We start from the raw sequence: 19814 nt of genomic DNA, 5'->3' as shown, positions 1-19814 counted from the left end.
TCTTACCGTAATAAATAAACCCAGATGTTATAAAGGCTAACCTTTTAGTATTAAACCGGAGCAAAAAGCCCGTAGTTAATAACACCAGGTTGCCTATTTATCTGGTAAATAATAAAACCTTACCGGATACTCGTGTAAAACAAGTATCCGGTAGGGTTTTAAATTTTTAAGGATAGAAGAACTTAATCTAATCCCAGAACTTTGCGGTTGTACGCTTCGTCGGAGCCAGTGCCGGCAAAATCGTCAAAAGCTCGTTCGGTGCGGCGAATAATATGTTGCTGAATAAACGGCGCACCCTCCGCAGCACCATCCTCTGGATGTTTAATGGCGCACTCCCACTCCAACACGGCCCAGCCTTCGTAGTTGTACTGCGCCAGTTTACTGAAGATACCCATAAAGTCTACCTGGCCATCGCCTAATGAACGGAAACGTCCCGGACGATCAATCCAATCCTGGTAGCCACCGTACACCCCGGAACGGCCCGTAGGGTTAAACTCGGCATCTTTTACGTGGAACATTTTAATATGCTCGTGATAGATATCGATGTACTGTAAATAATCTAATTGTTGCAGCACAAAGTGGCTCGGATCGTAGAGTAAGTTTACTCGTTTGTGGTTACCGGTAGCGGCTAAGAAACGTTCAAAAGTTACGCCATCATGCAAGTCTTCGCCCGGGTGAATTTCGTAACATACATCTACCCCTACTTCATCAAAAGCATTTAAGATCGGTAACCAGCGATTAGCCAATTCTTTAAAACCAGTTTCTACTAAACCAGCCGGGCGCTGCGGCCAAGGGTAAACCGTATGCCATAGCAAAGCCCCCGAGAAAGTAGCGTGGGCCGTTAAGCCTAAGTTCTGGCTAGCTTTAGCGGCGTATTTCAATTGTTGTACGGCCCATTCGGTACGGGCTTTGGGGTTATTGTGGTATTCGGCCGGAGCAAAACCATCAAACATGGCATCGTAAGCCGGGTGAACGGCTACTAATTGCCCTTGTAAGTGCGTCGATAATTCGGTAATTTCTACGCCGGCGGCTTGGGCTATACCTTTAAACTCATCGGCGTAGGTTTTGCTTTCGGCTAATTGTTTTAAATCTACGATGCTGCTGGCCCAGGTAGGAATTTGTACACCTTTATAACCTAAACCGGCGGCCCATTTACAAATACTTTCATAAGAATTAAAAGGGGCTTCGTCGCCCAAAAACTGCGCTAAAAATATTCCGGGTCCTTTCATGAATAATTAGTCGATAGTCCATGGACGACAGTCCACGGAGGGGTTAAACAATATTTTATTTAGTCAATGATCCGTAAACCATAGTATACAAATGTTATTAAGTAATTTAGTCGATAACCACCTTCCTATTAGATTATCGACCATGGTTTGTTTATGGTCTAAATCACAAACTTCGTCCATTTCTGGTCGGAGTGGGCGGAAGCCAGGCAAGTATCAATAAACGCTAAGCCGCGAATACCCTCTTCAATGCCCGGAAAATCGGTGTAAATCGGATTAGGTTCTTCGCCGTTCATGCGGGCGCGTAAAGTAATGGCGAAATTGCGGTATAAATTGGCAAAAGCTTCCAGAAATGCCTCGGGATGACCAGCCGGTACCCGGATGTGGGCTTTGGTAGCTTCGGATTGCTGCCCTACTCCCGGCCGCAGGCGACGAGCACCTTCTTCGTTGGTTTTATAGATAAGCGTATTGGGGTCCATTTGCCACCACTGCAAGCCGCCAAACTCGCCGTAAACCCTGATATTTAAATCATTTTCCTCGCCGTTGGCAATCTGGCTGGCGTGTAATACGCCTTTGGCGCCGTTATCAAACCGCAACAACACGTTACCATCGTCTTCTAATTTGCGGCCTTCTACAAAAGTGGTTAAGTCAGCGCAAAGCTCCGTAATTTTTAAACCGGTAATGTATTCGGCTAAATTTTCGGCGTGAGTACCAATATCGCCCATGCAACCGGCAGCACCAGAACGGGCCGGGTCGGTGCGCCAATCGGCTTGCTTATTACCGGTAGCTTCCAGCAATTGGGCCAGCCAACCTTGCGGATATTCCACAATTACCTTCCGGATTTTACCCAGTTTACCACTTTGTACCATAGCCCGGGCTTCTTTTACCATAGGGTAGCCGGTATAATTATGCGTGAGGCAAAACAACAAACCGGTTTCGTCAATTACTTTTTTTAAATCTAAAGCTTCCTGCAAGTTTAAAGTAACCGGCTTATCGCACACTACATGGAAACCATTTTCTAACGCCATTTTAGCCGGCGGAAAGTGCATGTGGTTAGGCGTTACAATCGAAACAAAATCCATGCGTTCGCCCTCGGGCAGCTCTTTTTCTTTCAGGATCATTTCCTCAAAATTGGCATACACCCGATCCGGTGGTAAACGCAAAGCCTCGCCGGAAGCTTTTGATTTTTCTGCGTTGCTGCTGAAAGCGCCGCAAACAAACTCAATTTCACCATCTAAAGCAGCGGCCATGCGGTGTACAGCGCCAATAAAGGCATCTTTGCCCCCACCAATCATGCCCATTCTAAGTTTTCGGTTCATCATGTACAGTAAGCTTTTATCTTGTTTTGCTGATTTAATCAAATTTTAAGTACCAGTAGCACTAAAGTATGCTCCCTAGTTCCCAGCCTCGAAAATACGGCACTTTGCTTCTAAAACTAGTAGAAAATTAAAAAAATATAAAACCGAAACTTTTAAAAAAATTATAGTTTCCGAAATAGCGAACATCTTAATTCTGACGGATGCGGACAAGCGCAAACAGAAGCAAGCGAATAATAAAGTAAGACTACCATCTTATTGTACAATTAATACTAATTAGGTGTTTATACTACACTTCCTGCAACAAATAAGGCTTAGCCTTAGCTAATATGTAAAAAACCTAAGATAACGGTTCGCTCACTTGAAATATTTTAAATTAATATTCTATTTTAGATTCTTAAAACCGAATTATTTACTCTTTTAATAGCAAATACACCTTTCTTATGAACCGTAGAAATTTCTTTCAAAAAGGCTTAGCTGCCAGTGCTGCTGTGGCGCTGGGTTCGGCTTCGCTTAGTCCGGAACTACAGGCTGCTGCATCGGCAGTGGCTCCCAAACGCAAATTTAAGCTTAATTATGCCCCACACTTTGGCATGTTTAAAAATAGTGCCGGCGATGATGTGGTGGATCAGCTTAAGTTTATGGCCGATAATGGTTTCATGGCTCTGGAAGATAACGGTATGATGGGTCGCCCACCCGCCGAGCAAACTAAAATTGGCGACACTTTGGCTAAGCTGGGTATGACCATGGGCGTATTTGTGGTAGATAAAGGCGGAAATGGCCAAAACACCTTAGCCGCCGGCAAAAAAGAACACATTGATATTTTCTTGAATGGCTGCAAAAAAGCCGTAGAAACCGCTAAACGCGTAAACGCCAAATGGATGACCGTAGTACCCGGCGATTTTCACCGTAACATTCCGATTGGTATTCAAACGGGTAATGTAATTGAAGCTTTGCAACGCGGGGCCGAAATTCTGGAACCGCACAATCTGGTAATGGTACTGGAGCCGCTCAGCGATTCGCCAAATTTATTTTTACGCACCTCCGACCAAACCTACATGATTTGCAAAGGGGTAAAAAGCCCGGCTTGCAAAATCCTGTACGACGCTTATCACATGCAGAAAAACGAAGGACGCTTAATTTACAACATGGATCAATGCTGGGACGAAATTGCCTACATCCAGATTGGCGATGAGCCTGGCCGCAACGAGCCTACTACCGGCGAAATAAATTACAAAAAAGTATTTGAGCACATTTACAAAAAAGGCTACAAAGGGGTAATGGGCATGGAGCACGGCAACGCGACTCCGGGCAAAGAAGGCGAAAAAGCGTTAATTAATGCCTACGTTACTTCCGACGACTTTAGTGTAGCTTAATTTTTTATTTTTTAATTTTTAGTAATGAGTAAAAAAGGGAAATCTGCCGCACAACGGTCTGGGCAGTTAAGTAAACGGGTTTCGCTGGGAAGCACCAAAAACCGCTTGCTCGTTGGTGGCTTGCTATGCATAAGTGCTGCATTTAGCACCAATATTTACAAAATACGACCCGCCGACGACGATCTTACCAAAGGCTTTGAAGTAGCCAATGGTTTGGAAGTAAAAACGTTTGCCCAGGAACCATCGCTGCGCAACCCCACTAATATGGACATTGACGCTAAAGGCCGGGTGTGGGTGTGCGAAGGCGTAAATTACCGGCCTAAGCTCAATCCTAAAAATAAAACCCAGGAAGAAGGCGAGCGCATTTTAATTCTGGAAGATACTGACGGCGACGGCAAAGCCGATAAAGAAAAAGTATTTTACCAGGGCAATGATGTAAACTCGGCTTTAGGTATTGCGGTGCTGGGCAACAAGGTAATTGTATCGGTATCGCCCAACGTATTTGTATTTACCGATACCGACGGCGATGATAAAGCTGATAAAAAAGAGTTACTGTTTACCGGTATCGGCGGCGAGCAACACGACCATGCCGTGCATGCTTTTACCTTTGGCCCTGATGGCAAATTGTATTTTAACTTTGGTAACGAAGGCCAGCAAATAAAAGATAAAGACGGCAACCCCCTAAAAGATCGCGAAGGGAATGAAATTGCCAACAACGGCAAGCCTTACCGCCAGGGTATGGTATTCCGCTGCGACATGGATGGTTCTAACATTGAGGTACTGGGTCATAACTTCCGGAATAATTACGAAGTAGCCGTTGACTCCTACGGTACACTGTGGCAATCCGATAACGACGACGATGGAAACCGGGGTGTACGCATTAATTACGTGATGCCTTATGGCAATTATGGCTACCAGGACCAAATGACCGGCGCCAGTTGGCAATCGCCGCGCACCAACATGGAAGAAGAAATTCCGTTGCGCCACTGGCACCTGAATGATCCGGGCGTAGTTCCGAATCTGTTGCAAACCGGAGCGGGCTCTCCTACCGGTATGGTGCTGTACGAAGGTAATTTATTGCCTAGCCAGTTCCAGGGTCAGATGATTCACTCGGATGCCGGACCAAACGTGGTACGTGCCTACCCGGTGCAAAACGATGGCGCCGGTTATAAAGCTGAAATTGTAAATATTTTAAAAACCAAAGAAGATAAGTGGTTCCGGCCTTCGGATGTAACCATTGCCCCGGATGGATCTTTGTTTGTATCGGATTGGTACGATCCGGGCGTGGGTGGCCACCAGGTAGGTGATCTGGAAAAAGGCCGTATCTTCCGGTTAGCGCCTCCGGGTACCGCGTACACCGTACCTAAATTTGATTTATCTAATCCAGCCGGTGCCGCTGAAGCTTTAAAAAGCCCGAATTTGGCTACCCGCTACTTAGCCTACGAAAAACTCCAAGGCTGGGGTAAAAAGTCGGAGAAAGTACTGGCTAAAATGTTTAATTCCGATAGTAATCCCCGATTCCGTGCCCGGGCCTTTTGGTTGTTGAGCAAGCTGGATAAAAAAGGCAAAAAATATATTGATGCCGCCGTTAACGACTCCGATGCCAACATCCGCATGGCCGGTATACGCGCTGCCGAAGAGCTGAAGATGAACACCATTCCCATTTTAACTAAATTAGCTAAAGATCCATCGCCGCAGGTACGCCGCGAAGTAGCCGTAAACTTAAGGTTTAATAAATCGCCGGAAGCGGCTCAAATATGGACTACCCTGGCGAACCAGTACGATGGACAAGACCGTTGGTACCTGGAAGCATTGGGCATTGGCGCTGATCTGCAGTGGGATACTTTCTTTGCTAACTGGCAAAAACAAGGCAACCGCGATTTAAGTAACAAAGCCAACCGCGATATTATCTGGCGCGCCCGCACCCCGGAAGCTTTAAAAATGTTGCCTACGGTAATTGTTCAGGCTTCGGTGAACGAAAAAGAACGTCCCCGCTATTTCCGGGCTTTCGATTTTTACCCTGAAGATGACGCGAAGCAACAAATTTTAATTGGTTTACTAAACGGCAATAACCCGCAACAAGCGCAGATTACTTCGTTGGCTTTAAATCACATTGATGCTAAAAAATATGGTTCCGATCCGCAGGTACAAACCGCTTTAAAACGGGCCTTGCAAACTGTAAAAGGCCAGCACCAATTTGTGCAACTGGTAAAACGCTTTGATGTAAAAGACCAGAATGCCGAATTAGTACGCCTAGCCACCACCCAGCCCGAATCTGAAACTGGCGTAGAAGCTTCTAAAATCTTATTACGCACCGGACCCGACCAGATTATGCGTGTTTTAAACGGGAAAGAAGAAACCGCTTTAGCCATGATTACGGCCATGGGCCGCTACGAAGACAAAAAAGCGCAGGAACTGCTCGAAGATGTTGCCCTAAACGGCAACCGCACCCCGGAAGTTCGAAAAATGGCATTAAAGAAAATTGGCAGGGGTGGTTCCGGCGAAGCCCGGTTGCTTAATATTGTTAAAAACAATAAGCTTAGCCCGGAAATGCAGCAAGCGGCGGGTAGTGTTTTACTAAACTCCTGGCGCGAAAACATCCGGACCGAAGCGGCCCAATATTTAAAAACGCCTTCTCGCGAAGGTAACCCCCTGCCTCCCATCGACCAGTTAGCGGCTTTAAACGGCGACCCGGTAAATGGCAAGGCGGTGTTTTCACAATCATGTTTGGTTTGCCATAAAGTAAACGGCGAAGGTACTGCCTTTGGTCCGGAACTATCCGAAATTGGCAATAAATTACCAAAAGAGGCGCTTTACAAATCTATTCTGCACCCAGATGCCGGTATTAGTTTTGGTTACGAAGGGTATCAGTTAAAATTAAAAGATGGTAGCCAGGTAGTAGGTATTATTGCCAGCCAAACCGAAGACAAGTTAGACTTGCGCCAACCAGGTGGCTCCATTACCAGTTATGCCCTAGCCGATATAACTTCTAAAAAGCAAATGGATACCTCGTTAATGCCCTCTAACCTGCAACAAACCATGTCTGAGAAAGAACTGGTAAACCTGGTGGAATACTTAACTTCACTCAAAAAAGCTTCTGCTTCTAACTAAAATTTTTAAATTTTTGATAAAACACAAAAAAGCCTTCTGTTAAACAGAAGGCTTTTTTGTGTTTTATTGGTTTGTCTTGATTATCCTGATTACTTGGAGTCTTTTCAAGCCTCCAGGCTCTGGTTCCATCGTATTTGAACCGGCTGAGTTTGCCTCATGGCCGGCAGGCCTCGTTTAACCAGTTCGGACGGTCTAAGCTTCCTTTCCTCGACTCCGTCTGCGGAATTCTGCTGTGCAGAACCGAAACCTTAGAAGGTCCTCGCTGGCTATACTGGTATCTTTGCTTGTAGCTACTTAGTTGCAAGTATTAGAAAATACAGTTTTTGTTTTTGGTTTAGAATTAGCCTTTCTCCAAAACGATTACCAAAACCTAAGTACAAACTTGATCTACTCCCAAAGGCTGAAGTCAGAAAAGCCGTAGTGAAAAATAACTGATTCTAGTTTGGCTTTCTCGCACCTGCTACGGTTCCGTACTGCAAAGCAAAATTCCGAGAATAGGCAGTAATAAAGAAATAGCGCCATCTCCTCCCCTGTTTTTAGGGGAGGTTCCGCAGGGAGAGGGGTTTAACACCAGCCATGAGGCAAAATTTGAAGCCACCAAGCTAGAAGGCTCCACGTAAGGAAGGTAGAATATTAAATTTTTAAAAAATATGAAACTTCTAAAACTCACTTTTATCAACTTATTACAGCCAATGCGAGTTCTGCCTAAAGCCGGAGTAAAGTCAGAGACTTCACATGGCCGCTAGGCCCAAGTTGAATGGAAAACTTGCGCCAGAGAAAAAGGAAAACGTGCGTTAGGAAAAAGCTTGTAGCAATAAGGCAAACTTATTACTAATCAAATTAGATAGCACCAAGGCACGAAGGCTTGCAAAAGCTCCACGCAATCAAGATAAAACAATAAAAAGCAAAAGCCTTCTGATAAGCAGAAGGCTTTTGCTTTTTATTGTTTGGGTTAGTATAAGTTCAGCGTATGATTATAAAGAAAAGCTTTTCAAGCAATTACTAGTTTATTTAAAAATCTGGTACACGATAAACGAACACACGTAAGCTAAACCACTCATGTAAATTAACTGCATTACCGGCCAACGCCATGATTTAGTTTCGCGGTAAACTACGGCCAAGGTACTCATGCATTGCATGGCAAATACGTAAAAAATCAGCAGCGAAAAAGCCCGTGCTGGGGTAAAGAACGGATTACCAGCATCGTCTTTTTCGGTCATTAATTTTTCTTTAATGGTTTTGATATTCTCGGAATCACCTACGCTATAAATCGTGGACATGGTGCCTACAAAAACTTCGCGGGCAGCAAAAGAAGTGAGCAGGGCAATACCAATTTTCCAGTCGAAACCTAAAGGCCGGATTACCGGTTCTATCGCGTGCCCAAATACGCCGGCGTACGAAGATTCTAATTTCTCGGAGGACAAGCGGATGTTAGTTTCTTCTTGGGTCCAGTTGTTTTGCCGGGCTTGTTGCTGCACGGTTTGTTCGACCTGGGCCATGCGTTCGCCCGGTCCGTAAGAAGCCATCACCCACAAAATCACCGATATAGCAATAATTACCTTACCGGCTTCAAATACAAAAGCTTTTACTTTTTCGATAATAGTAAGTCCCACGTTTTTCCAACGGGGCATTTTATAAACCGGAAACTCCATGATAAAATAGCTGCGCTCCCGGGTTTTTAAAATTATTTTCATGACCCACGCCGAAAGTACCGCCGCTACAAAACCCAGTAAGTACAAGCCCATCAGCACCATACCTTGCAGGTTTAGAAAGCCCAGGTAATATTTTTCGGGCACTACCAAGGCAATTAAAACCGTGTAAACCGGAATCCGGGCGGAGCAACTCATGAGCGGTGTCACGAAAATGGTAATCATCCGGTCTTTCCAGTTATCAATGTTGCGGGCAGCCATTACCGCGGGCACCGCACAGGCTACGCCCGAAATAAGCGGCACAATACTTTTCCCGTTCAGGCCAAATTTGCGCATGATTTTATCCATCATAAAAGTAACCCGGGCCATGTAGCCGGTTTCTTCCAGAATGGCAATAAAGGCAAACAAAATAGCAATCTGCGGAATAAAAATTAAAATACCACCCAACCCGGCAATAACACCTTCGGTTAGCAAACTAATTAATGGTCCATCAAACCTTTCCTGAATAAATGCATTAACACCGGTCACACCAGCATCAATCAAATCCATCGGGTAGGTAGCCCAGGCAAAAATGGCCTGAAACATCATAAACAACACCGTAAAAAAGATCAGGTAACCCCACACTTTATGGGTTAAAATCTGATCTAAACGGTTGCTGAATTTTTCGTTATTATCGGCTTTTTCTACGCGTACCGAGTCGAGCAGTAACTCGTTAATCTGCGTGTAGCGCGTAATGGTTTCGTTGGCTTGTAAAGTGTTGGACGTAAACTCATATTGCTGGAGCAGATTCGAAATAAAACCTTTATCTGTCTCCGATAAAAATTTTAAATTTTGATATTGGTGGGCAAAATGCCAGGCCAGGTAATCAGTTTCCAGATCGAAATACTGGCGTATCTGCTGCACCAAGCCTTCTAAATTTTCCGGAATTTTAAAAAACGATCGTTTGGGGGCTTGCAGTTGCTGCGAGATTACAATTTTCAAGGCGGCAATACCGCTGCCATTGCGGGCATTTACAGGCACAATGGGCACGCCTAAATCTTGCTGCAACTGCTCCAGATTAATTTTTACACCTTCTTTGGTAGCAACATCCATCATGTTTAAGGCCAACACCGCCGGAATTTTTAAATCTACGAGTTGGGTAAACAAAAGCAGGTTGCGCTTTAAATTAGAAGCATCGGCGGTAACAATTACTAAATCCGGGTACAAATCCGACTGCTGGTTATACAGCAAATCAATAATTACTTTTTCATCGAGCGATTTAGGGTACAAACTGTACGTACCCGGCAAATCAATAATCCTGACTTTTTGATGCGAATTAAGCTGGCAAATACCGGTTTTTTTATCAACGGTAACGCCCGGAAAATTACCTACTTTCTGGTTTAAACCGGTTAACTGGTTAAATAAAGATGATTTCCCGGAGTTTGGATTCCCTATCAGCGCGATTTTGGTAATCGGCTTATTAACACTAGTACTTACTTCTATTTTCTCTTCCGGATGAATCAATTCGGCCATAGACGAAACTATTTAAGCTTGATGGTGGCGGCTTCGTCTAAACGTAAAGAAAGGGTATAATCGTTTACAATGATAGTAATAGGATCACCGAGGGGAGCTTTGCTGTTTAATTTAACCGGAGTACCGGGTATGCAACCCATTTCCAGCAGTTTTAAAGACATTTCCGGATCGCTGAGGCAGCAAATAGTACCGCTTTCGCCAATTTTTAAATCCCGGACACTTTTTTCGCGTTTCTGCACCTATACTTCCTTATTTAGACTTATTATAAACAGATGCAAGATACATTGTGTTCCGGGTTATTCCAAAATATGACGCTAAATCATTTACTTTTACCTGAATTTAAAGCTGAAAATAAAATTTAATTTAAGTAAAGCTTTGATTTAGCCAGCCTTACCTAAGCAATTTGCCAAATTTTAAATTTTTAAAATTTTTGCCTATCTCTTAAGCTTTGTTTTTAGAATTGTCCTCGTCGGGGTTAAAAATACTTTTTACGGAATCGCCCGCTTTATCTATTAGTTCTACATTTTCTTCCAGAGGTTTTAAATTTGGATCGGCGGTGTCTTCGGTTTGTTGCGGGTACAGAATGATATAACTATTCCGGACAAAGTATTTGGTTAGGTACTTCGGCAATTTTTCGGTTTCGGAGTTATAAGATAAATAGCCTTTGCGCGACGAGATAATAATAAATAAATCGTCTTGTTTTACTTCGCGGCTAAAAATTAAAAATTCTTCCCAGTTCTCGAAAGGCTCAAACACAATGGTGAGCGGGGTTTTGTTGTTTTCGTTTAGTTGCTGCAGTTCTTTTGCAGTTGCTGCGGTGGCATAAATAAACAAGGGCAAACCGGTTTCGCGGGCAATGGTTTTTACCCGATCAAACCATTGCTGAAAACCTAACTCAAACTCGGCTTTAGGCGGTACAGCCGTAACAATGCGTTTTAAAGTGTTAACCGGCTGCGCTACCTTATAAATAAAAATAGACTCGCTGGTTTTTTCCAGAATTCTTTCGGTTAAAGGCCCAAAAAATGCATTGCCCTCGTGGGCTAAATGGTGCAAGCCAATGATTACGTCGGTGATGTTGTGTTCTTTAATGGTGTAAATAATGCCATTGCTAATGTTTACATCAAACCGGGTTAAGGGCACAATATGGTTGTCGGTGGCGGCGGCGTGCTTAATTACTTTTTCCATCATTTTTTTTCCCGCCGATTGTTTGCTTTCCGAGGTATCTTGTTCGTCGCGCACGTGCAGGGCGTACACCGGCGCTTTGCTTTTGTGCGGTTTAATTAAAAAAGCCAGGTCCACTAAATCATTAACGGTTTCGGGGTAAGCCAAAGAAATTAAAATTCTTTCATCGGGGTCGCCTTCGGGGGTTTCGGCTGCTTCATTCTCCAGCAAAGCCATTTTGGCAGAAACTTTCTCTACAGTAAACGAGCTAATGGTGCAGGTAACCAAAATCATTAAAATAGTACCGTTCAAAACATCTTCGTTAAGTAAACGAATGGGCACCCCAGATGGCGTTTCACCCAAGATTACGTTGTACCCCACCAACACCACGGCCAGGGTTGCCCCCACCCGGGCATTGCTCAACCCAAAAATCATTTGCCGTTCGTCCTGGGATAAGCGAAAAGTTTTTTGGGTAAGCCAGGCTGCCAGAAACTTACCAATAACGGCCATCACAATCATAACGGCAGCTACTTTAAGCGCCCCGATGCCTTTAAACAGCACGCTAAAATCAACCAACATGCCTACGCCAATCAAAAAGAACGGAATAAATAAGGCATTACCCACAAATTCAATGCGGTTCATTAAAGGCGAAGAATGCGGAATAAACCGGTTAATGGCCAGCCCCGAAAGAAAAGCCCCGATAATCGCTTCCAAACCAGCCACTTCGGCCAGAAACGACCCCAGAAATACAATGGCTAATACAAAAATATACTGCGAGATATTGTCGTCGAATTTTTTAAAAAACCAACGGGCAATCAATGGAAAAACAAAAATAACGATCGCCGCAAAAACAATCGACGAAACAGCTAACCGGATCCAGAAAGCACTGCTTATATCGCCTTTGTACATGCCCACAATGGCCGCCAGAACCAATAAAGCCAGAATATCGGTAATAATGGTGCCCCCAATAGTGAGGGTAACCGAGCGGATGCGGTTAATACCGTAGCGGCTGGTAATGGGATAAGCCAGCAAAGTATGCGAGGCAAACATACTGGCCAATAAAACCGAAGAAGCAATATTAAACTCTAACAAATAAAAAGCCGCCGCGGTACCTAAAGTAATGGGCACAATAAAGGTAAAAATACCGAACACCAGGCTTTTTACCTGGTTTTTCTTAAACTCTTCCAGGTCTATCTCTAAACCGGCCGTGAACATGATGTACAACAGCCCAACAGTACCAAATAATACAATGCTGCTATCGCGGAGCAGTAAATTTAAACCGTAAGGGCCAATAATAATACCCGCCAGAATAAGCCCGATAATTGGCGGAACCTTTATTTTATTGAATACTATCGGCGCAAAAAGAATAATAAACAGTACCAGCGAAAATATAATTACCGGATTACGCAGGGGCAAGTCAAAGTTAAGCTCGCTTAATAATACCATAACCTTAATTTAAAAGAATAACGTTATTACCCTTGTCTAACTGCATGGAGTACACAATGCGGCAGTCGCCGGAACGTATAATTTGCCTTTGCCCTTCCAGCGTGTTATTAAGCAGCGTTAATCGTACAACTATTTCGGTAGCCGGGGTGTTCGGCGAAACCTCAATATTGTCTCTTAATTCCAGTAGATTATTATTGTAAGTACCTTCGTAAGTTCTTACTACTGTATTGTCGGTCATGGCTTTGGCTATTACCCGGTCGTTTTGGTAAGAAATATCCCAGATTTCGTTTTTTGTATCGCCAATGGCCGATCCGGTACAATTAGTTTCAACGCAAACCATACGTACGTTCCATGAACCGGTGATGCTTGGGTTATAAAACGCCGAATCGAGTTGCGTGCTATCCAATTTTTGTTGCTTTTTTGCCAGAGATTCTTCTTTCAGCCGCAAGGCTTCTTCGCGGGTTATTAACTCCTGCTCTTTCCGGGCCAGTTCTTTTTCTTTATTTTTCACTAATTTTTCGCGTTCCTGCATACCGCAACCTGACAGAACAATAAGGAGAAGAAAAGATAAAAAAAGAATTTGTTTCATGAGCAGCAATGGTTTAGGTAATTAATAACCAGCAAATCAGCAGCCGAACTGGTTACGTTGATACAGCTTTAAAAAGCGAATATAGAAACAAGGAGATTAAGCGCTTTCATAATTTTAAAATAAACACAAGGTAATTTATTAACCATAAGTACCGGCTTTAAGTTATTACAGTTACAAAACTGTTGGATTATGGGTTATTTTACCGTTCATTAAATTTTAATTTTTTTAAAATTTACAACTTTAAAACAGCCTGGAGTAAGTTCCAAACCAACCCAAACCTGGCCGGTGGGGCGTAACTTTTAGCCGAAATAAAAGTTTAATAACCTGTTATTATTTATAATGCTTGTTAAACGTAAAGTTTTATTTTTTTAAAAGCCTATCCTCTATGAAAAATTTAATTCGCCCGCTTGTTTTTAGCGTAATAATCTTTTTAGCTTCTGCCGGAGCCGGTATGGCCAATGACATTTACATCCCCAACAAGAAAAACATTTCGGCGCAACAGGAGCAGCGGCTACTGGAAATTCAGGCCCGGTTAGATGAAATTAAGGCGCTGGATAAATCAAAATTAACAAAAGCAGACCGAAAAGATTTACGGGCGGAGTTAACCGAATTAAAAAAAGAAGCCCGCCGGGGTGGAGGCATTTATCTTTCTACGGGGGCTGTTGTTATCATTGTTTTATTATTGATTTTACTGTTATAAATGCTTCGGTTTGGGTAAGCCCCACTAACAATATTTGCATTGTCTTTAGAAATGCATTTTTTAAAAATTAATATTTTTCCGGATAATCGCAGCTTCCTCCGCCATAGTTACGTACAGCCAAATAAACAAAACCAGCAATGCTATGGCCACGAAAAAGAAAACTTCCGAAAAGAAAGATCCGTGCTGGAACGGCTACGAACAAGAAGGCATGAAAAACAAGAACGGTAAAAAAGTACCGAACTGCGTGAAAAAAGATTAAAAATTTAAAAAATTAAATAGAAAAGCAGCTAATGAATCTATTAGCTGCTTTTCTATTTTAAACCTGTTGCCGTTCTTAAAAAGCTAACGAAAGCTATCCTGCATGCGCCGTTTTTAAAATTTTACTCTGAATAAAATACCCGCTTTACCCGGCTGCTGATATTGGTAAGCAGCTCGTACGGAATAGTACCAATGCGTTGCGCCATATCGGTAAGGGTACTGTTTTTCCCGAATATTTCTACGCTATCGCCTGCTTTTACCGAAAGGCCGGTTACATCTAGCATGCACATATCCATGCAAATATTACCAATGGTAGGTACTTGCTGGCCGTTAATAAATACCTGCCCTACGCCGTTCCCAAACCGGCGATCGTAGCCATCCGCGTAGCCAATGGCAATGGTGGCAATTTGTTTAGGTTCACGGGCAATTCCCCGACGGCTATAGCCCACTGTTTCGCCGGCAGCTACTACTTTTACCTGCGATACCGTGGTTTTAAGCTGGCTCACCATCCGCAGTGCATCTTGTTCTGAGCCAGTTGCCTCTACCCCGTACAAACCAATTCCCAACCGAACCATATCCAGTTGGTGTTCCGGGAAACGCACAATGCCCGCCGAATTTAAAATATGTTTAATTATGGCATAACCCAATCGTTGTTCTATTTGGCCAGTCATGGCCCGGAAACGGCTAATCTGCAATTGCGAGAAATCGTTATGCAGGGCTTCGTCGGCACCGGCTAAATGGCTGAACATACTTACTACCCGCAGTTGCGGTACAGCGGCTAATCGCGTAAATAATGCTTCTAAATCGTTTTCGGTAAAACCTAAGCGGTGCATACCGGTATCCAGCTTTAAATGAATTTTTTGATGATAGCTCTCATCGTCCGGTAAAGCCTGGATGCAGGCTTCTAAAATTTCTAAAGAATAAATTTCGGGCTCTAGCTGATATTGCTGCAATTTACCAAAAGACTCGGCAGAAGGGTTCATGACCATAATGGGCAAACTAATGCCGTGTTCCCGTAGTAAAATTCCCTCGTCGGTATAGGCTACCGTTAAATAATCTACCCGGTGGTACTGCAGCAGATTCGCAATTTCGTAGGAGCCGCTACCATAGGCAAAAGCTTTTACCATTACCATTAATTTAGTTTTGGGAGCAAGCCGGGCCCGGTAAAAATTTAAATTATGTACCAACGCATCCAGGTTTACTTCCAGCACCGTACCATGAATTTTCTGTTGAAAGGCTGCTACTATTTTTTCAAACTCAAATACCCGGGCGCCTTTTAACAAAATGGTTTCGTTACGAAAACTCTCGTTTTTAAAATTTTTTAAAAATTCAGCAGTGCTTGAATAAAATTCCTGGGGTAAATGAAACAGCGGCTGGTGCTGGCTAATAACCGGGCCAATGCCCACCAACCGATCAATGCGGTGAATCCGGACTAACTCGGCTACTTGTTGATACAAAACAGCTTCGGGCAAACCGGCTTCGAGCAAATCCGATAAAATCAGGGTTTTCTTTTTGGTGCGGGTTTGGTTTTGCAGAAAGTTTAAGGCAATGCTTAAGCCGCTTAAATCATTATTATACGAATCATCAATTAAATAGCAGCCGTTTATGGCCTCTTTCATTTCCAGGCGCATAGCTACCGGCGATAGCTTTAAAAACCGCTGCTGAATTTCGGATACGGGCACTTGCCGGCTCAGTAAAACCGCCAGGCAGTGCAAACCATTTTCGATAGATGCCTCATCGGTAAAAGGCAATACAACTAACCCGTTTTGATTCTGATACGCAAATTCCAGGGTATATTGGTTGCCCCGCACCGAACCCGTAAGTATACGTACATCTGCAGTTTGCTTGCGCGACCAGGTAAAAGCCGGAATTTGCGCAGCCGTAACCGCCGCGTGGATAGCAGCATGATCGCGGCAGTAAAACAGTTGCTTAACGTTTTTAAATAATTTTAATTTTTCCTCAATTTTCTGCTCCCGCGAAACAAAACCTTCGGCGTGAGCCTGGCCAATGTTGGTGAATATACCCCAAGTAGGCTGGATTATTTTTTCGAGTTTTTCCATTTCGGAGGGGCGCGAAATCCCGGCTTCGAAAATTCCCAGCGTGTGGTTCTGGTTTATTTGCCACACCGATAGCGGCACGCCAATTTGCGAATTATAACTCCGTGGGCTTTTCACGACGCGCTCGTCGGGGCTTAATAACTGGCTCAGCCATTCTTTTACAATGGTTTTACCGTTGCTCCCGGTAATGGCAAAAACCGGCAAGCTAAATTGCTGCCGGTAATAGGCGGTTAGTCGCTGCAAAGCCGCTAAACTGTTGCTTACCTGTAAAAAATTAGCTTCCGGGAAAAGCTGCTGCAGGGTAGTATTGTGGTTAATTTCCGGAATAGCCAGGTAATCTTCCAATACAAATTGCCGCACGCCTCTTTGGTATAAATTAAAAATATACCGGTGTCCATCGTTAAACGGGCCTTTTATGGCAAAAAACAAAGAACTAACCGGGTGGGCCAGTCGCCGGCTATCCGTTAATAAATGCTGAATGCCGTATTCTTGTTTTAATTGCAATAATGTGCCTGAAGTCAGGCCCGCAAGTTCTTCGAAGCGTATCATATGCTGTACTAATTCCTGCAAAGGTAAAGAACCCCGGAAGATTTTGATTCATGTGGGTTCTGGTTTATGATGGGTAAACAAAACCAGGTTCAGGAAACTTACCCAGCAAGATATCTTAAGTTGATTTTTTAAATTTTTTAAAATCTGGCTTATTTCGCCGGCAACTTAAACGACCCGATTTTGTTAGTTAACGTATTTTTATTTAAGCAACTACCCAAAATTGATTTGACACTCTAGTTCGTAAGATTGTTTTAATATTTGCTGAAAATCAAAATTAAAAAAAATAAAACTCTACCAGCTAATATCTACATACTTGCGCCTTTTTACTTCATTAAATTACTTGCTACCTTTCTAAAAATTACGGTTCATAAAAAACAATCATGTCTACGTCTAAAGCGGCTGCATTCGGGCAAAACGAAGTTACGCTGGCTGCCTATGCAAAAGCATTGGCGCATCCGGCCCGGATTGCTATTTTACGTATGCTCCACCAAAAGCAGATTTGCATTTGCGGCGACATTGTGGAAGAGCTTCCTTTATCGCAGTCTACGGTTTCGCAGCATCTAAAAGAATTAAAATTGGCTGGCCTGATTACCGGCGAAGTAAACGGAGCCTGCGTTTGCTATTACCTGAACGGGGAACAAATGCAAAAAGTACGTGAGCTTTTTAGCCAATTTTTAAATGCGCTAACCCCCGAAGAGTAAATAATAAATGAGTGAAGTGGGATTTACCGCAGCAAAAACTGGCAGTTAATTTTTAAATTTTGGCTGCTTTAGGTTTACTTGATTTCGAAAAAACAGGCTTTTGCTATCTTCCGGAAGCACAAAAAACCAAAAGGTTACAATTAAAGCCCTTGCTTTAAAATTCACGCTATTATTCTGGCTTTACTTCCCTGATTGAAAACAACTTACCAGACACTTTTTATAAAAATTTCAAGCGTAATTCAAATCTGGTTAAGTAAAGCAAACTTTATTCTAAAAAAGCGCTCAGATGTAAATTTTACCTTACTAAAAACCGGGTAGGTTAATCTATATTCTTTAACTTTGCACAGAAAAGCAGGGGTAATTACTCAATTTTTCTAATATGGGATGGTTTTTGCAGAGCTTTATAAAAAAAATTTCAAAAAAATAACATCTACTTAGGTTTACACTTTGCAATTCTAAAAATACTTCTATATATTTACATAAACACCTCCTTAATATATCCTTAAAAGTTTTTAATCTGTACAATATGATATAAAGCTCTACGTTAATTTTATGTAGCTTTTGTATGAACACAATCCAACTTAGCGATTCTGAACTGGTATCGCTATATATTGCAGGTAATGAAAACGCTTTCGAACTTTTAGTTAAAAGACACAAGAACAAAGTTTTTACCACGATTTTATTAATCGTAAAGGATACTTATACCGCCGAAGATTTGTTGCAGGATACTTTTATTAAAGCCATCCACACCATGAAAAGCGGCCGGTATAACGAGGAGGGTAAATTTTCTTCTTGGATTTGCCGCATTGCCCACAACCTGGCAATCGACTTTTTCCGGAAAGAAAAACGTAACCCCACCATAGAAATGGAAGATGGCAGTAATGTTTTTAACACGCTGGCATTTGCCGAAGAATCAATCGAATCCCTGCAGATCAAAGAAGATACGCACAAGCGGCTTCGCGAATTGATCCAGCAGTTGCCTGAAGCACAAAAAGAAGTTTTGATTATGCGGCATTACGCCGATATGAGCTTTCAGGAAATTGCCGAAACTACGGGGGTAAGCATTAATACAGCCTTAGGCCGTATGCGCTATGCTTTGATTAATCTTCGGAAGAAGATGACAAACCCTAGTATAGATTATGATAAAAACCTCTACTCACAATGATCTCATCCAATACATTTACGATGAATTGGCATTGGGTGAGAAACAACTATTTGAACAAACCCTTGCCCAGAATCATGAATTGGCTGAGCATTGTGCAGAGTTATTGATTTTGCAGGAAAAGTTAAACACAGAACTGAAAGTACCCAGCGAAAAAACGATCAATTCTATTTTAACTTATTCAAAAAACTTAAGTTTGCAGCAGTAAAACGCTGCAAACTTTTTTTATGCGCAAAAAAGAACGGTACCAACACTTAATCGAGTATTTCACCCAAAACTTTCCCGAAGCTGAAACCGAGCTGGATTACGGCAACGCTTACGAATTAATTCTGGCAGTGGTACTTAGTGCCCAATGCACCGATAAGCGCGTAAATATGGTAACCCCGGCTTTGTACGCGCAATTCCCAACGCCGCAGCACCTGGCCGCCGCTACTCCCGAAGATATTTTCCCGTTTATTAAAAGCATTTCGTACCCAAATAACAAAGCCAAACACCTGGCTGGTTTGGGCAAAATGCTGGTAGAGCAGTTTAACGCCGAAGTACCCAGTAGCGTAGAAGAACTGCAAAAACTACCCGGCGTAGGCCGCAAAACCGCTAATGTAATTGCCTCGGTAATTTATAACCAGCCCGCCATGGCTGTAGATACCCATGTATTCCGGGTATCGAAACGTTTAGGTTTGGTTACGCAAAACGCGCATACGCCTCTGGAAGTGGAAAAGCAGCTCATGCAAAATATTCCCAGAGAGCTGGTTCCGAAAGCCCACCATTGGCTAATTTTACATGGCCGCTATATTTGCGTAGCCCGCAAGCCCAAGTGCGACCAGTGCCCGCTCACGCATTTTTGTAAATTTTACCAGGCGCACTGGCCAGCCATCCCCGACGACCCCGAAAACCGCTTGTAAATTACCCGCCGTTACAGCGGCAATATTCCACAAAACAAAAAGCCTTTGTTTTAGTTTATTCCGTAATACGGGGCAAAGAATTTCCGGAAAGTAAATTTT

Annotated in this window: 14 protein-coding genes; 7 read left to right on the top strand and 7 right to left on the bottom strand. The window is 43.1% G+C overall.

Features of this window, described 5'->3' with window-relative positions:
* Nucleotides 1-182 precede the first annotated feature (182 nt).
* Both HUW51_RS12930 and HUW51_RS12925 read right to left on the bottom strand, forming a co-directional pair.
* On the bottom strand, nucleotides 183-1229 hold the full coding sequence (locus HUW51_RS12930; protein WP_185270061.1) for a sugar phosphate isomerase/epimerase family protein: 1047 nt from the start codon (nucleotides 1227-1229) through the stop codon (nucleotides 183-185).
* Nucleotides 1230-1387: 158 nt separating this feature from the next.
* Nucleotides 1388-2527, bottom strand: coding sequence for a Gfo/Idh/MocA family protein (locus HUW51_RS12925; RefSeq protein ID WP_185274529.1), 1140 nt, complete (start codon nucleotides 2525-2527; stop codon nucleotides 1388-1390).
* Nucleotides 2528-2985: 458 nt separating this feature from the next.
* On the opposite strand from HUW51_RS12925, the gene HUW51_RS12920 reads away from it, so the two are divergent.
* Entirely contained in the window at nucleotides 2986-3918 is a 933-nt protein-coding gene (locus HUW51_RS12920) for a hydroxypyruvate isomerase family protein (RefSeq protein WP_185270060.1), read from the top strand.
* Between the two features lie 24 nt (nucleotides 3919-3942).
* Nucleotides 3943-7029 (top strand): PVC-type heme-binding CxxCH protein, encoded by a 3087-nt coding sequence (locus tag HUW51_RS12915; protein ID WP_185270059.1) that lies wholly within the window; start codon nucleotides 3943-3945, stop codon nucleotides 7027-7029.
* Between the two features lie 1007 nt (nucleotides 7030-8036).
* On the opposite strand, the gene feoB is transcribed toward HUW51_RS12915, so the two are convergent.
* The 4 genes from feoB to HUW51_RS12895 all read right to left on the bottom strand — a co-directional run bounded on the left by feoB (nucleotide 8037) and on the right by HUW51_RS12895 (nucleotide 13386).
* Nucleotides 8037-10190: a ferrous iron transport protein B gene (gene feoB / locus HUW51_RS12910; protein ID WP_185270058.1), complete on the bottom strand. Its 2154-nt coding sequence runs from the start codon at nucleotides 10188-10190 to the stop codon at nucleotides 8037-8039.
* 8 nt (nucleotides 10191-10198) lie between these two features.
* A complete protein-coding gene (locus tag HUW51_RS12905) occupies nucleotides 10199-10429 on the bottom strand; it encodes a FeoA family protein (RefSeq protein ID WP_185270057.1) in 231 nt (76 codons plus the stop codon).
* A gap of 202 nt (nucleotides 10430-10631) precedes the next feature.
* Complete coding sequence (locus HUW51_RS12900; protein WP_185270056.1) at nucleotides 10632-12797, bottom strand: cation:proton antiporter; 2166 nt, start codon at nucleotides 12795-12797, stop codon at nucleotides 10632-10634.
* Nucleotides 12798-12801: 4 nt separating this feature from the next.
* On the bottom strand, nucleotides 12802-13386 hold the full coding sequence (locus HUW51_RS12895; protein WP_185270055.1) for a hypothetical protein: 585 nt from the start codon (nucleotides 13384-13386) through the stop codon (nucleotides 12802-12804).
* Nucleotides 13387-13771: 385 nt separating this feature from the next.
* Between HUW51_RS12895 and HUW51_RS12890 the strand changes: the two genes are divergently transcribed.
* Nucleotides 13772-14086, top strand: a complete 315-nt coding sequence (locus HUW51_RS12890; protein WP_185270054.1) for a hypothetical protein — start codon at nucleotides 13772-13774, stop codon at nucleotides 14084-14086.
* Between the two features lie 380 nt (nucleotides 14087-14466).
* On the opposite strand, the gene HUW51_RS12885 is transcribed toward HUW51_RS12890, so the two are convergent.
* A complete protein-coding gene (locus tag HUW51_RS12885; protein WP_185270053.1) occupies nucleotides 14467-16950 on the bottom strand; it encodes a bifunctional UDP-N-acetylmuramoyl-tripeptide:D-alanyl-D-alanine ligase/alanine racemase in 2484 nt (827 codons plus the stop codon).
* A gap of 380 nt (nucleotides 16951-17330) precedes the next feature.
* On the opposite strand from HUW51_RS12885, the gene HUW51_RS12880 reads away from it, so the two are divergent.
* The 4 genes from HUW51_RS12880 to nth all read left to right on the top strand — a co-directional run bounded on the left by HUW51_RS12880 (nucleotide 17331) and on the right by nth (nucleotide 19715).
* Nucleotides 17331-17651: an ArsR/SmtB family transcription factor gene (locus HUW51_RS12880; protein ID WP_185270052.1), complete on the top strand. Its 321-nt coding sequence runs from the start codon at nucleotides 17331-17333 to the stop codon at nucleotides 17649-17651.
* 565 nt (nucleotides 17652-18216) lie between these two features.
* The gene (locus HUW51_RS12875) at nucleotides 18217-18816 is read left to right on the top strand and encodes an RNA polymerase sigma factor (RefSeq protein WP_185270051.1); all 600 of its coding nucleotides are present in this window, start codon (nucleotides 18217-18219) and stop codon (nucleotides 18814-18816) included.
* Nucleotides 18791-19021, top strand: coding sequence for a hypothetical protein (locus HUW51_RS12870; RefSeq protein ID WP_185270050.1), 231 nt, complete (start codon nucleotides 18791-18793; stop codon nucleotides 19019-19021). Before HUW51_RS12875 ends, HUW51_RS12870 begins: the two co-directional genes overlap by 26 nt.
* Nucleotides 19022-19040: 19 nt before the next feature.
* The gene (gene nth, locus HUW51_RS12865; RefSeq protein WP_185270049.1) at nucleotides 19041-19715 is read left to right on the top strand and encodes an endonuclease III; all 675 of its coding nucleotides are present in this window, start codon (nucleotides 19041-19043) and stop codon (nucleotides 19713-19715) included.
* The last annotated feature ends 99 nt before the right edge of the window (nucleotides 19716-19814 follow it).

The organism is Adhaeribacter swui (assembly GCF_014217805.1).
GTDB lineage: Bacteria > Bacteroidota > Bacteroidia > Cytophagales > Hymenobacteraceae > Adhaeribacter > Adhaeribacter swui.
This window is presented reverse-complemented; position numbering and strand designations above follow the sequence as displayed.

What these genes read in the sequence shown, in the direction of transcription:
- HUW51_RS12930 (WP_185270061.1), bottom strand. Translation starts at nt 1,229, where the DNA reads ATGAAAGGACCCGGAATATTTTTAGCGCAGTTTTTGGGCGACGAAGCC.
- HUW51_RS12925 (WP_185274529.1), bottom strand. Translation starts at nt 2,527, where the DNA reads ATGGGCATGATTGGTGGGGGCAAAGATGCCTTTATTGGCGCTGTACAC.
- HUW51_RS12920 (WP_185270060.1), top strand. Translation starts at nt 2,986, where the DNA reads ATGAACCGTAGAAATTTCTTTCAAAAAGGCTTAGCTGCCAGTGCTGCT.
- HUW51_RS12915 (WP_185270059.1), top strand. Translation starts at nt 3,943, where the DNA reads ATGAGTAAAAAAGGGAAATCTGCCGCACAACGGTCTGGGCAGTTAAGT.
- feoB (WP_185270058.1), bottom strand. Translation starts at nt 10,190, where the DNA reads ATGGCCGAATTGATTCATCCGGAAGAGAAAATAGAAGTAAGTACTAGT.
- HUW51_RS12900 (WP_185270056.1), bottom strand. Translation starts at nt 12,797, where the DNA reads ATGGTATTATTAAGCGAGCTTAACTTTGACTTGCCCCTGCGTAATCCG.
- HUW51_RS12895 (WP_185270055.1), bottom strand. Translation starts at nt 13,386, where the DNA reads ATGAAACAAATTCTTTTTTTATCTTTTCTTCTCCTTATTGTTCTGTCA.
- HUW51_RS12890 (WP_185270054.1), top strand. Translation starts at nt 13,772, where the DNA reads ATGAAAAATTTAATTCGCCCGCTTGTTTTTAGCGTAATAATCTTTTTA.
- HUW51_RS12885 (WP_185270053.1), bottom strand. Translation starts at nt 16,950, where the DNA reads ATGATACGCTTCGAAGAACTTGCGGGCCTGACTTCAGGCACATTATTG.
- HUW51_RS12880 (WP_185270052.1), top strand. Translation starts at nt 17,331, where the DNA reads ATGTCTACGTCTAAAGCGGCTGCATTCGGGCAAAACGAAGTTACGCTG.
- HUW51_RS12875 (WP_185270051.1), top strand. Translation starts at nt 18,217, where the DNA reads ATGAACACAATCCAACTTAGCGATTCTGAACTGGTATCGCTATATATT.
- HUW51_RS12870 (WP_185270050.1), top strand. Translation starts at nt 18,791, where the DNA reads ATGATAAAAACCTCTACTCACAATGATCTCATCCAATACATTTACGAT.
- nth (WP_185270049.1), top strand. Translation starts at nt 19,041, where the DNA reads ATGCGCAAAAAAGAACGGTACCAACACTTAATCGAGTATTTCACCCAA.